This is a genomic window from Saccharopolyspora sp. NPDC045839, from assembly GCF_056431645.1.
In genome coordinates, this window is the sequence record NZ_JBWKKH010000004.1 from 39696 (window position 1) to 52355 (window position 12660).

Consider the following 12660-nt stretch of genomic DNA (forward strand, 5'->3'; position numbering starts at 1 on the left):
ACCTTTCGCCGACGAACGGATAACGCATTGCACCGCAGTCCCGGATGCCGGAAAAGAACCTTCCGTTGAACTGTCCGGTAAATGTTTTGCCGAGGTGGCGATCGGCCCAGCGCCGGCTCAGTCGGCCGGATCAACCAGCGCGTCCGCCACTGCCGCGATGTCCTCCGGGCGCACCCGGCAGCAGCCGCCGATCACCTGCGCGCCCGCCGCGCGCCAGCCGCGGGCCTCCTCGGCCGACAGCCGGGCACGGCCCGTCCACGCGCGCCGCTGCGCATCCCAGCCCTCGCCGCTGTTGGGGTACACGACGATCGGCTTTTCCGTCGCGGCCCGGGCGATCTCGATCGCGGGCAGCACGTCGTCCGGCGCCGAGCAGTTGACGCCGACGGCGGTGATCGCGTCGCTGCCCGCCGCCACGGCGAACGCCTCCGCCAGCGGCTGGCCCGCGCGGGTCCGGTCGCCGCTGATGGTGAACGACAGCCAGGCCGGGACGTCCAGGCCGTCGATCGCGTCCACCAACGCCTCCGCCTCGTCCACGTCCGGAACGGTCTCCAGCGCGAAGACGTCGGGGCGGACCTCCGCCAGCACCTCCAGCCGCGGCCGGTGAAAGTCCTGCAGCTGCCGCTTGGTCAGGCCGTAGCGGCCCCGGTATTCCGAGCCGTCGGCGAGCATCGCGCCGTACGGGCCGATCGACGCCGCCACCCAGCGGTGCCGGCCCGGCTCGACGTCGCCGGCCAGCCGGGCCAGCTCCACGCTCCGCCGCATCAGCCTCGCCGCGTCGGCGCGTTCGATGCCGCGCTCGGCGAACCCCTCGAAGCTCGCCTGGTAGCTCGCCGTCGTCGCGATCTCCGCGCCCGCCCGGAAGAACGCGGCGTGCGCCGCGACGATCTCCTCCGGCGCGTCCGCCAGCAGGCGTGCCGACCACAGTGCGTCGGACAGGTCGTGGCCCTGCGCTTCCAGTTCGGTGGCCAGGCCGCCGTCCAGGATCATCGATGCGCCGCTGAGGCTGAACGCGTTCATGTGCACAGCGTAGTCGTGCTCGGTTGGGTCGTTCGGCTGAAGCGAACGGACCGTTCACCTCGCCAGACGGCGTGAACGGTCCGTTCACTTCCCGACGGACCGAGGGCTCAGCCCTTGACGCTGCCCGCCGAGAGGCCGCTGACGAGGAAGCGTTGGACCAGGTAGAACACGATCACCGCGGGCACCGCCACCAACACCGACGCGGCCGCGAGGTGGCCCCACTCCGCGCGGTTCTGCTGCACGAACACCTGCAGGCCCACCGCCAGCGTCTTCGACCGGTCGCCGGCCGACAGGAACGCCGACGCGAACGCCACCTCGCTCCAGGCCACGATGAACGAGTAGAACGCCGTCACCGCCAGCCCGGGTTTGGCCAGCGGCAGCACCAGCCGCCAGAACACGCCGAACGGCGACAACCCGTCCACCCGGCCCGCTTCGTCGATGTCGCCGGGGATCCCGTCGAAGTAGCCCTTCAGCATGTAGGTGCAGAACGGGATCGCGGTGCTGCAGTACACCAGCACCAGCCCGAACGCGCTGCCCTGCAGGCCCAGGCCCAGCAGGATGTTGTAGAGCGGCACGATCAGCACCGCGAACGGGAACATCTGCACCACCAGGAACGACAGCAGCAGCCAGCGCCGCCCCGGGAAGCGGAACCGGCTCGCCGCGTAGGCGGTGGTGGCCGCCAGCAGCACCCCGAGCACCGTCGTCAGCGCCGCGATGAGCACCGAATTGCCGAACCAGCTCAGGAACGCGCCCTTGGCGCCGGCGAGCACGTCCCGGTAGTTGTCCAAACTGGACTCGTTGAACAGCGTCGGGGTGGCTTCGATCGCCTTGGCGTTGGGCTTGAACGAGACCACCACCACCCAGAACACCGGGAACACCGCGATCAGCGACGCGACGATCAGGGCCGAGTGCAGGCCGATGCTCGCCGCGGTGGACCTCCGGCGCCCCCGGCCCGGCTCGGCGGCCGCGGACGTCGCCTGCAGCGATGCTGCGTCGATGGTCATCTAGAGCACCTCTCCCCGCCGCGTCATCGCGCGGCGGTAGATCGTCGCGAACACCAGCAGCACCGACAGGATCAGCACGCCGTAGGTGGAGGCGATCGCGTAATCCCGGGTCGCGCCGGCGAAGAACCGCTCGAAGGCGTAGCTGACCAGGATCCTGGTGTGCGGATTGTTCCCGGTGATCAGGTAGATGACCGGGAACATGTTGAACGTCCAGATCACACCGAGCAGCACCACCGCGCCGGACACCGGCCTCAGCCCCGGCAGCGTCACGTGCACGAACCGGTGCCACGGCGACGCGCCGTCCATCTCCGCGGCCTCGTACAGGTCCGCCGGGATGGCCTGCAATCCGCCCAGCAGCGCCACCATCATGAACGGCACGCCCAGCCACACGTTCACGACGATCACCGACACCAGCGCCAGGTCCGACTGCCCGAGCCACACCTGCGCGGGCAGCCCCACCGACTCCAGCGCCCAGTTGATCAGCCCGTACTCGGCGTTGAACAGGTACCGCCAGGCGAACGCGCTGATGAACACCGGCACGGCCCACGGCAGGATCAGCAGCACCCGGTACAGCCCGCGCAGCCGCATCCGCCGGTTGAGCAGCAGCGCCAGCGCCAGCCCGATCCCGTAGTGGCAGACCACGCACGCGGCGGTCCAGATCAGCGTGCGCACCAGCGTCGACCAGAACGAGCCGTACGCCGGATCGCCGGAGAGCACGTTCAGGTAGTTGGCCGGCCCGACGAACTCGTAGCTCGCCTCGCGGTCCAGCACCGGGTTGGCGATGTTGGTGTCGTTGATGTCGGTGAACGAGAAGAACAACCCCTGCAGCAGGGGGAACACCACGAGCAGCGCGAGCACCGCGACGACCGGCGAGATCATCGCGTAGACGAACCAGTGCCGCGCCAGGAGATTCCGCAACCGCATTGAAGCCGCCTCAGAACTTTGTTGGTGGATCCGGTTCTGGCCTTCGTCCCCGACGCGACGCCGGCCGCACGCCCGCGGAGCGCACAGCCCCGCCGCCGCGTGCCGCCGCAATTTCAATGGAAATCAGAGGTTCGATTTCCATTGAAATTGCGTCCTGACACCCCTCTGGGGGACGCCGTATCGCATGCGGAGCGCGAAGAGCGGTCCGGGCTCAGCGTTGCGCGTAGTCGGTCAGGACCGAGGTCTTGTAGGTCTGGGCCGTTTCGTTCAGTGCCGTCTGGGCGTCCTTGCGTCCGGACAGGATGTCGGCGTACGAGGTCTGCAGCGGTTCGAGGAGCTCGCTGTTCTCCGGGATCCACGGCCGGGAGTGCGCGTTGGTCGCCAGCGGCCGGAACGCGGACACCACCGGGTTCTGGGCCACGGCGGGGACGTCGTAGGCGGACTTGCGGGTCGGCAGCAGCCCGAGCTTCTCCGCGACCTTCGCCTGGTTCTCCGCGCTGCTCATGCACTGGACGAACTTCACCGATGCCTCGGTGGCGTCGCTGCCCTGCCGGATCACGTAGTCGTGCCCGCCCACCGGCGATGGCGTCGCGGAGCCCGGAACCGGGGCGATGCCGAGGTTCGACGGATCGGCGAACGGCTCCGATTCGGTGAACTCCGAGACCGCCCACGGCCCGTCGATGACCATCGCGACCTCGCCGCTGGTGAACGCCGCCTTCATGCTGCTGTAGGAGTTCGGCTGGTCCAGCGCGGTGCGGGCGGCCTTCGCGTCGATGAGGTCCTTGGCGACCTGCACCCCGCGCACCGCTTCCGGCGCGTTCACCGTGATCAGCCGCGCCTCGGTGTCCACGAGGTCGCCGCCGAAGGTGTAGATGAACGGCAGCGCGTAATACTCGTCGTTGTTGATGAACAGTGCTCGGTCGCCGCCGAGCTTCGGCGCGACGGCCTTCAGCTCGTCCCAGCTCTTCGGCGGGGTCACGCCGGCCTCCGCGAGCTGCTTCTTGTTGTAGAACAGGGCGAGCGCGTCGGTGACCTGCGGGACGCCGTAGGTCTTGCCCTGGAACTTGGTGGATTCCAGCGGTGCGGCGAGGAAGTCGCCGGTGTCGGTGGCCAGCGGGGTGCCGGAGAGGTCCTGGATCAGCCCGGCCTGCGCCAGCTGAGCGACCCAGCCGACGTCGGCGCGCAGCACGTCGGGGCCCTGCCCGCCCTGCGCCGCGGTCTTGTAGTTGTTCAGCGCCTGGTCGAAGGCGACCGCCTCGACCCGCACCTGGTAACCGCCGGCGCGGCCGCACTCGGCGGCGATCTCGCCGAACACCGGGCTCTCCGCGGATCCGCTGGTGTCCCAGAAGACGACCTCGCCGGCGTTCCCGGCGTCGCTCCCGCAGCCGGCGGCGAGCGCACCGACCAGGCCCAGGGCTGCGGCGACCGTGGCCCTTGATCTCATGTCCGGACCTCCTGTTTTGCAAAAATTTGCGAACGACTGGCGTTAAATTCCATACCCGAAATGTGACGCAAGTCAAGGTGTTCAGGTATAAATGGGTCGCGGAGCGGCGAGCTGAGTTGCGCGACGATTGCAAAATATTTCGGCCGTGTGCAGGATTGTGGCGGCAGACGGTCCCGGTGCGGAGGAGCGGAGCAGTGGCGGGTCTGGCCGATATCGCCCAGGCGGCAGGGGTGAGCGTGTCCACGGTGAGCCGGGTGCTCAACCGCAAGGCCGGCATCAAGGAGGAGACCCGGCAGCGCGTGCTCGAAGTGCTCAGCCAGATGCCGCACACCGCGCGCGGCGTCGGCGCTCTGCGCCGCACCGGCGTCGTCGGCCTGCTGGTGCCGGAACTGTCCAACCCGGTCTTCCCGGCCTTCGCCGAAGCCCTGGAAAGCCGCGCCGCGCTGGCCGGTTACGCGACCCTGCTGTGCAACACGCGCGCCGCGATGACCGAGCGGGAGTACGTCCGGATGCTGGTGGCGCGGGGAGTCGAGGGCATGATCTTCGTGTCGCCGGAGATCGCCAACCCGGACAACGACGAGCGCAAGAGCCGCAACTACTACGAGGAACTCGGCGCCGAAGGCGTCCGGATGGTGTTCGTCAACGGCGGCGCGCCGAGCCTGGACGTCCCGGACATCACCGTCGACGAGCACCTCGCGGGCTACGCAGCCGCGACGCACCTGCTCGAACTCGGCCACCGGCGGGTCGGCTTCGTCAGCGGCCCGGCCCGCGCGCTCCCGTCCCGGCTGAAGCGGGCCGGCTGGGCCGCGGCGCTGGAGGAAGCCGGCGTCGAACCGGTCGCGGAGCTCGTCGCGAACGCGCCGTTCGGCGCGGAGGGCGGTGCCGAGGCGATGGGCCGGCTGCTCGACGGCCCGCGGCCGACCGCGGTGCTCTGCTCGTCGGACGTCATGGCGCTCGGGGCGATGTGCGAAGCCAAGCGCCGCGGGCTGAGCACTCCCGAGGACCTCTCGGTGGTCGGCTTCGACGACATCCCGCTGGCCGCGTACTGCCAGCCCGCGCTCACCACGCTGGCGCAGCCCATCCACGACATGGCCGCCGCGGCGGTCGACGAGCTCGCGCGGCAGCTCGACCCGGACGAGCCGGGGCGCGTCTCGGCGGGCTTCAGCCGCATGTTCCGCCCGACCCTCATCGCCAGGGAATCCACCCGGCGGATCTGACCGCGAAGGGTGGGCGATTTCGCGCGAAATCGCCGCTCCCCGCCGACCTGCCCGCGCGCACCCGACCGAAGGCACGACCGGAAGCAAGTTCGAAGAGGGGAGCAGAGATGTCGCAGAACTGGTGGCGGGACGCGGTCGTCTACCAGATTTACGTGCGCAGCTTCGCCGACAGCGACGGCGACGGCATCGGAGACCTGGCCGGGGCGCGCGACCGGTTACCGCACCTGGTGCGGCTCGGCGTCGACGCCGTGTGGCTGACCCCGTTCTACCCGTCCCCGATGGCGGACGGCGGCTACGACGTGGCCGACTACTGCGACGTGGACCCGATGTTCGGCACGATGGCCGACTTCGACGAGCTGCTCGCGCAGGCGCATTCGCTCGGGCTGCGGGTCCTGGTCGACGTGGTGCCCAACCACACCTCCGACCGGCACGCGTGGTTCGCCGAGGCGCTGGCGGCCGCCCCCGGCGCCGCGGCCCGGGACCGCTACGTCATCCGGGACGGGCGGGGCGCGGACGGCGGACTCCCGCCCAACGACTGGGAATCCATCTTCGGCGGTCCGGCGTGGACCAGGCTCGCCGACGGCCAGTGGTACCTGCACCTGTTCGCGCCGGAGCAGCCCGACCTGAACTGGCGCAACCAGCAGGTGCGCGCGGATTTCCGGAAGGTGCTGGCGTTCTGGCTGGACCGCGGCGTCGACGGCTTCCGGATCGACGTCGCGCACGGCATGATCAAGCACCCGGACCTGCCGGACACCGGGCTGGACAAGCAGATCTCCCTGCTGGGGCGCGGCGAACTCCCGTACTTCGACCAGGACGAGGTGCACGAGATCTACCGCGACTGGCGGCAGCTGTTCGACTCCTACGAGGGCGCGCGCATCGGAGTGGCCGAGGCGTGGGCGTCGACCAGCGAGCGGCTGGCGCGCTACGTCCGGCCCGACGAACTGCACCAGGCGTTCAACTTCGCGCTGCTGGAAGCGCCGTGGTCGGCGGCCGGTTTCCGGACCGTGGTCGAGGAATCGCTGGCCACCACCGCCCGGGTCGGCGCCACCACGACGTGGGTGCTCGGCAACCACGACGTGGAGCGACCGGTGACCCGCTACGGCGACGGGGAGCCGGGGACGCGGCGGGCCCGCGCCGCCGCCCTGGTCAGCTTCGCCCTGCCCGGCTCGGTGTACGTCTACCAGGGCGAGGAACTCGGCCTGCCCGAGGTGCTGGACCTGCCCGACGAGGTGCGGCAGGACCCGATCTGGGAGCGCTCCGGCCGCACCGATCGGGGTCGCGACGGCTGCCGGGTGCCGATCCCGTGGTCCGGCGAGCGGCCGCCGTTCGGCTTCAGCTCAGTGGACGGCTGGCTCCCGGCGCCGGGGGAGTGGGCGGAGTCGACTGTGGCCGCGCAGGACGTCCGCGACGGCTCGGTGCTGCGGACCTACCGCGAAGCCTTGGCCCTGCGGCGCGGGAATCCGGCGCTCGGCGACGGCACCCTGCAGTGGCTCGACGCGCCGGAAGACGTGCTGATCTTCCGCCGGGAACCGGACTTCGCGTGCGCGGTGAACTTCGGCGCCTCGCCCGTCGAGCTGGACCTGCCGGGAGACCTGCTGCTGCGCAGCGACGGCGCGGCCGACTGGAGCGGGACGCTGCCAGCCGACACCGCGATCTGGCTGACGACGGGAAGGATTAACCACGAATCCTCCTAACAGGTCTGTTCTTGCCCGACCCGCCGTGATCGCATGAATCCCCCTGGTACAGGAGGTGGTTCATGTTTCGACGATTAGGCACGGGCCTGGCGGCGGTGGTGCTCGCCGCGCTCGGCGTGGTCGGGTTCGGGCAGGCGCCCGCGTCCGCCGCACCGAACTTCCAGGTCCCATTCCAGTGCGGGCAGACCCTGACGGCCGCGACCTTCAGCGGTCACAACCCGCAGTACTCGGTGGACTTCCAGAAGTCCGGCATCACCGGGATGCCGGTGCTGGCCTCGGCGGCCGGCACCGTGACCCGGGTGGCGAACGAGGGCAACGTCAGCTACGGCCGCTGGATCGAGATCGACCACGGCAGCGGCTGGCGGACCCGCTACGCCCACCTGTCCACCCAGAGCGTGTCGGTGGGGCAGAAGGTGAGCCTCGGCACGAAGATCGGCACGGCGGGCGCCACCGGCGGCGTCACCGGCCCCCACCTGCACTACGAACAGCGGCTCAACGGCGCCGTGGTCAAGGCCAAGCTCAACGGCGTCGCGGTGCCCTACTACGGCCACACGTCGTTCACCAGCAAGAACAACTGCAACGGCAACCCCCACTCGCCGACCGAGGTGTGCGGGTCCGGCTACAGCGTGATCGACGAGGCGGGCCTGTCCGGCGCGGGCACGGTCTACCTGCTCTACAACGCCTCGAACAAGAACAACTGCGTCGTGACGCTGAAGGCGACCTCGCTCGGCACCGCCTCGCCGACGGCGGCGTTCCTCGAGGTGCAGGGGAAGACCCGGGTGACCGACTCCGGCAACTTCACGTACTACGCGGGCCCGGTCCGCCAGGAGGCGGGCACGACCTGCGTCAAGTGGGGCGGCTCGGTGGGTGACAAGTCCTACACCAGTCCTTTCGAACACTGCGGCTGACCGGCAGCGCACGGGCTCGTGAGCACTTTGGGCCGCTATGGCGATCCAAAGTGCTCACGAACCCCGATCGGGCGGAACGTTCATCCGGGCCGACCGAAAGCGAACGGCCCGTTCGCCTCGATAGGTGAGGTGAACGGGCCGTTCGCTGCCGGAAACCGTCAGAGGCGGACCGGGTAGTGGGGCTCCGGGACCTCGGGGGACAGGCGTCCCTCGATGAAGATCCCGTGCCAGAGCATGAACACCAGCAGCGCCCACAGGCGGCGGCTGTGGTCCAGCACCCCGGAGCGGTGCTCCTCCAGCAGCTGCAGCACCGCCGTGCGGTCGAGCAGGTGGTCGGTCTGCGACTGCTGGATGATGTTGCGCGCCCAGTCGTGCATCTCGTCGCGCAGCCAGTGCTTGATCGGCACCGGGAAGCCGAGCTTGCGCCGGTTGATCACGTGCGCGGGCACCACCTGGTACATCGCCTGGCGCAGCGCGTACTTCGTGGTCTCCCGGGTGATCTTCTGCTCCAGCGGGATGGTGCTGGCGACCCGGAACACCTCCGGGTCCAGGAAAGGCACCCGCAGCTCCAGCGAGTTGGCCATCGTCATCTTGTCGGCCTTGACCAGGATGTCGCCGCGCAGCCAGGTGAACAGGTCCACGTGCTGCATCCGCGTCACCGGGTCCCAGCCCGCCGACTGCCGGTACGGGCCGGCCGTGACGTCCTTGTGCGACACGCCCGGGTCGAAGCTGCGCATCACGTTGCGGAGCTGATCGTCGCGGAAGATGCGCGCGTTGCCGTAGTAGCGCTCCTCCAGGCTCAGCGCGCCGCGACGCAGCAGGTCCTTGCCGCGCACGCCCTCCGGGATGGCGGTGGAGACCCTGCCCATCGCCTTGCGCAGCGCGCCCGGAACCTTCTCGAACGGCGCCAGCGACAGCGGCTCGCGGTAGATCGTGTAGCCGCCGAACAGCTCGTCGGCGCCCTCGCCGGAGAGCACCACCTTGACGTGCTGGCGCGCCTCCCGGGCGATGAACCACAGCGGCACCAGCGCCGGGTCGGCCACCGGGTCGTCGAGGTACCAGATGATCAGCGGCAGCGTCTCCATCATCTCCTCGGCGGAGACGGTGCGGACCACGTGCTTGACGCCGATCGCCGCGGCCGACTCGGCGGCCACGTCCACCTCCGAGTAGCCCTGCCGCTCGAAGCCGGTGGTGAAGGTGATCAGGTTCGGGTTGTGCTCCTTGGCCAGCGCCGCGATGGCCGTGGAGTCGATGCCGCCGGAGAGGAACGAGCCGACGGTGACGTCCGCGCGCATGTGCTTGGCGACGGAGTCGCGCATCACGTTGACGATTTCGTCGTGCAGGCGCCGCGCGTCGGCGTCGGTGTTGACCGGCCGGGACTGGAAGTTCGGCTGGAAGTACCGCTCGGTGACCAGCTGCCCGCCCGGGGACACGGTGAACGAGGTGCCCGACTCGATGCGGCGGATCTGCCGGTGCAGCGTCTCCGGCTCCGGCACGTACTGCAGCACCATGTAGTGCTGCAGCGCCTTGTGGTCCAGCTCCTCGGCGATCCGGAGCGTGCTGGCCAGGCTCAGCAGGCTCTTCTTCTCGCTGGCGAACGCCACGCCACCCGGCCCGGCCGCGTAGAACAGCGGCTTGATGCCGAACGGGTCGCGCGCCCCGAAGACCACCTTGCGCTCGTTGTCCCAGATGAGGAACGCGAACATGCCGCGCAGCCGGCCGACCACCGAGGTGCCGAGGTAGTGGTACGCGGCGACGATCACCTCGGTGTCGCCGTCGGTGCTGAACCGGGCCCCGAACCGCTCGATCAGCTCGGCGCGCAGCTCCAGGTAGTTGTAGATCTCACCGTTGAAGTTGATGGTGTAGCGCTGCGGGGTCTCCGGCGGGCCCCAGGTCAGCGGCTGGTGCGAATGCTCCAGGTCGATGATCGACAGCCGGTTGAAGCCGAAGACCACCTCGCCGCCGTGCCAAGTGTCGCTTTCGTCCGGGCCCCGGTGTCGTTGACACGGCAGCGCATTGGCCACCGCGTTAACGGCGAAGCCGGCGTTCTCTTCGGTGGGACAAATGAGTCCAAGCAGGCCGCACACGCGTCTGGTGCACCTCTTCGAATCGGCGGTGTCGTCTTCAGCCCCCCACAGCTCGCCCCAGTATGCCGTCCGTCCGGCCGCGCGCTGCACGCGCGGGGGCCCGCGGAGGCCGCGTCCGGACGCCTGGGGGCGATCTACGCCCCCGGAGCAGTATCGCGGCTACACCTGGGCTAGGCTCTGCGCAGGATTCCGGCGGCAGATCCCCGGTGTCGTCTCAGGACGAGGCCGCGATCACCAGGCCGCAGTGGAGAGCTTTGCACGAGGAGGCGTCGCGCAGTGGGCCTGAAGGAGGGGACCCGAGTGCCACGGCTGGTCAAGGTCGCTGGTCTGATCGGCCTGGTTGGTGTCGCGGCCACGGGCTGCACGACCGACGAGGTCCTGCGGTTCGGCTGGCCAGAGGGTGTCACCCCGCAGGCCGAGGCGATGCGGAACCTGTGGACTTGGTCGGTAATCGCGGCACTCGCGGTCGGTGTGATGGTGTGGGCGCTGATCTTCTGGACAGTCGCCTTCCACCGCAAGAAGAAGAACGACGAGGAGCTCCCTCGGCAGTTCCAGTACAACCTGCCGCTCGAGCTGATCTACACGGCGATCCCGTTCGTGATGGTCGTCGTGCTGTTCTACTTCACGGCGGTCACCCAGAACACGGTGCTGGCCAAGCCGGCCAACCCGGACCAGCGGGTGAACGTGGTCGCGTTCCAGTGGAACTGGGAGTTCAACTACCCGGAGTACAAGACCCCGGACGGGCAGCCGGTGCGCACCATCGGCAGCAGCAGCGAGATCCCGCTGCTGGTCGTCCCGGTCGACGAGCGGGTCGAGTACAGCATCTCCGCGACCGACGTGATCCACTCGTTCTTCGTTCCGGAGTGGCACTTCAAGCGGGACACCTTCCCGTACCCGGACAAGAACAACCAGGACAACATCTTCCAGAACACCGTCAACCGCGAAGGTTCCTTCGTCGGCCGGTGCGCGGAGCTGTGCGGCACGTACCACTCGATGATGAACTTCGAGGTGCGGGCGCTGTCCCAGGACAAGTTCGACCGGTACATGCAGCTGCGGACGCAGGTCAACCCGCAGACCGGCCAGCCGTACACCGCCGCCGAGGCGCTCGGCTCCATGAACTGCGGCGAGCTGTGCACCCCGCACGCGGTGACCGGCGTTCCGTTCAACACCGAGCGCACCGGCGGCGTGCCGTCCGGTCAGGTCGGGGCCAAGTAGGAGTGCCCTCGGCAGGGCGTACGGCGTGAGAGCGAGGACTCCATGAAGGTCGAATCCAAGATCTTCAACTACATCACCATCTTCTTCTTCCTGTCCGCGATCGTGTACGGGGTCTGGGCCAAGGAGCCGGTCGGCACCGTGGCGCTGATCCTGGTCGGTGGCCTGTCCCTGATCATCGGCAGCTACTTCTCGTTCGTGGCTCGCCGCATCGAGGACCGGCCGGAGGACAACCCCGACGCCGAGATCAGCGACGGCGCCGGCGAGCTGGGCTTCTTCAGCCCGGGTAGCTACTGGCCGGTGGGCCTGGCGGCCTCCGCCGCCTTCGCCGGCCTCGCCCTGGCGTTCTTCCACGTGTGGATGATCGTCATCGCCGTCGGCTTCGTGCTGATCATGGTCGCCGGCCTGGTGTTCGAGTACCACACCGGCCAGAGCGACCACTGACGACCGCACCGATCGCAGGCCCCCGAGTCCACCGGACCCGGGGGCCTGCGCCGGTTCAGGGGCGATTTCGTCGATCGGCCTGCGTGGCGGTGCGAGCCGAGTCCCGCACCGCATGCGGCTGACGCCGCATCCCGGAACAACCCGATAGGATCTTTTCCAGCGCCCTTCGAGGCCGCGAACCCGCAGCAGGAGGTTTTTGCCGTGATCACCGCGATCGTGCTGATCCAGACCGCCGCCGACCGCCTGACCGAGGCGGCCCAGGAGATCGCCGACCTCGACGGCGTGGACGAGGTCTACTCCTGCGCGGGCGACGTCGACCTGATCGCGATGCTGCGGGTGTCCCGCCACGAGGACCTGGCCGAGATCGTGCCGGGCCGGATCAACAAGGTCGAGGGTGTCCTGGGCACCGACACCCACATCGCGTTCCGCTCCTACTCCCGCAAGGACACCGAGGCCGCGTTCTCCATCGGCCTCGAAGACCAGTGATCCCACAGTTTCAATTGAAACCGTGGTCCACCTAGGTGGTGGCACGACCTCAATGAGGTTTTTCCAACCTCAATTTGCGTGGCGGTGCGGGTGGCGGAACCTCAGAGGCTCCCTGGTCTGTGGGTGCCCCTCCTGATGTATGCCCAATACACGGCGGAGGGGCCGTCCTCGCCAGGAAACCTCTGAGAACCCGCGGCGGTGCCAGTTGCGGCGGTGGGCTATG

General features: G+C 69.2%; 11 protein-coding genes. 6 read left to right on the forward strand and 5 right to left on the reverse strand.

The window, feature by feature from the left end; translation table 11 throughout:
* Nucleotides 1-117: 117 nt before the first annotated feature.
* The 4 genes from mmuM to AC07EQ_RS07535 all read right to left on the reverse strand — a co-directional run bounded on the left by mmuM (nucleotide 118) and on the right by AC07EQ_RS07535 (nucleotide 4389).
* The gene (gene mmuM, locus AC07EQ_RS07520) at nucleotides 118-1017 is read right to left on the reverse strand and encodes a homocysteine S-methyltransferase (RefSeq protein WP_478387153.1); all 900 of its coding nucleotides are present in this window, start codon (nucleotides 1015-1017) and stop codon (nucleotides 118-120) included.
* Between the two features lie 107 nt (nucleotides 1018-1124).
* The gene (locus AC07EQ_RS07525; protein WP_358570412.1) at nucleotides 1125-2021 is read right to left on the reverse strand and encodes a sugar ABC transporter permease; all 897 of its coding nucleotides are present in this window, start codon (nucleotides 2019-2021) and stop codon (nucleotides 1125-1127) included.
* Complete coding sequence (locus AC07EQ_RS07530) at nucleotides 2022-2945, reverse strand: carbohydrate ABC transporter permease (protein ID WP_478387155.1); 924 nt, start codon at nucleotides 2943-2945, stop codon at nucleotides 2022-2024.
* 211 nt (nucleotides 2946-3156) lie between these two features.
* Nucleotides 3157-4389 carry an extracellular solute-binding protein gene (locus AC07EQ_RS07535; RefSeq protein WP_478387157.1) on the reverse strand — a complete coding sequence of 411 codons (1233 nt, stop codon included), beginning with the start codon at nucleotides 4387-4389 and terminating at the stop codon, nucleotides 3157-3159.
* Between the two features lie 194 nt (nucleotides 4390-4583).
* Here AC07EQ_RS07535 and AC07EQ_RS07540 point away from each other — a divergent pair, with 194 nt between their 5' ends.
* From AC07EQ_RS07540 to AC07EQ_RS07550, 3 genes are all read left to right on the forward strand, one after another.
* A complete protein-coding gene (locus AC07EQ_RS07540; protein WP_478387159.1) occupies nucleotides 4584-5606 on the forward strand; it encodes a LacI family DNA-binding transcriptional regulator in 1023 nt (340 codons plus the stop codon).
* Between the two features lie 107 nt (nucleotides 5607-5713).
* On the forward strand, nucleotides 5714-7300 hold the full coding sequence (locus AC07EQ_RS07545) for a glycoside hydrolase family 13 protein (protein WP_478387161.1): 1587 nt from the start codon (nucleotides 5714-5716) through the stop codon (nucleotides 7298-7300).
* Between the two features lie 62 nt (nucleotides 7301-7362).
* Nucleotides 7363-8208 (forward strand): M23 family metallopeptidase, encoded by an 846-nt coding sequence (locus AC07EQ_RS07550; protein ID WP_478387163.1) that lies wholly within the window; start codon nucleotides 7363-7365, stop codon nucleotides 8206-8208.
* A 158-nt stretch (nucleotides 8209-8366) separates the two neighbouring features.
* Here the strand turns inward: AC07EQ_RS07550 and asnB are convergent, their stop codons facing one another.
* The gene (gene asnB / locus AC07EQ_RS07555; protein WP_478387165.1) at nucleotides 8367-10295 is read right to left on the reverse strand and encodes an asparagine synthase (glutamine-hydrolyzing); all 1929 of its coding nucleotides are present in this window, start codon (nucleotides 10293-10295) and stop codon (nucleotides 8367-8369) included.
* Between the two features lie 276 nt (nucleotides 10296-10571).
* Between asnB and ctaC the strand changes: the two genes are divergently transcribed.
* The 3 genes from ctaC (at nucleotide 10572) to AC07EQ_RS07570 (ending at nucleotide 12437) form a co-directional block, all read left to right on the forward strand.
* Nucleotides 10572-11510: an aa3-type cytochrome oxidase subunit II gene (gene ctaC, locus AC07EQ_RS07560; RefSeq protein WP_478387167.1), complete on the forward strand. Its 939-nt coding sequence runs from the start codon at nucleotides 10572-10574 to the stop codon at nucleotides 11508-11510.
* Nucleotides 11511-11552: 42 nt separating this feature from the next.
* On the forward strand, nucleotides 11553-11951 hold the full coding sequence (locus AC07EQ_RS07565) for a cytochrome c oxidase subunit 4 (protein ID WP_132482754.1): 399 nt from the start codon (nucleotides 11553-11555) through the stop codon (nucleotides 11949-11951).
* A 201-nt stretch (nucleotides 11952-12152) separates the two neighbouring features.
* Nucleotides 12153-12437: an Lrp/AsnC family transcriptional regulator gene (locus AC07EQ_RS07570; RefSeq protein WP_132482756.1), complete on the forward strand. Its 285-nt coding sequence runs from the start codon at nucleotides 12153-12155 to the stop codon at nucleotides 12435-12437.
* Nucleotides 12438-12660 lie beyond the last annotated feature (223 nt).

Coding starts and splice junctions, on each gene's coding strand:
- AC07EQ_RS07530 (WP_478387155.1), bottom strand. CDS start 2,945: ATGCGGTTGCGGAATCTCCTGGCGCGGCACTGGTTCGTCTACGCGATG.
- AC07EQ_RS07550 (WP_478387163.1), top strand. CDS start 7,363: ATGTTTCGACGATTAGGCACGGGCCTGGCGGCGGTGGTGCTCGCCGCG.
- AC07EQ_RS07545 (WP_478387161.1), top strand. CDS start 5,714: ATGTCGCAGAACTGGTGGCGGGACGCGGTCGTCTACCAGATTTACGTG.
- AC07EQ_RS07525 (WP_358570412.1), bottom strand. CDS start 2,021: ATGACCATCGACGCAGCATCGCTGCAGGCGACGTCCGCGGCCGCCGAG.
- AC07EQ_RS07535 (WP_478387157.1), bottom strand. CDS start 4,389: ATGAGATCAAGGGCCACGGTCGCCGCAGCCCTGGGCCTGGTCGGTGCG.
- AC07EQ_RS07565 (WP_132482754.1), top strand. CDS start 11,553: ATGAAGGTCGAATCCAAGATCTTCAACTACATCACCATCTTCTTCTTC.
- mmuM (WP_478387153.1), bottom strand. CDS start 1,017: ATGAACGCGTTCAGCCTCAGCGGCGCATCGATGATCCTGGACGGCGGC.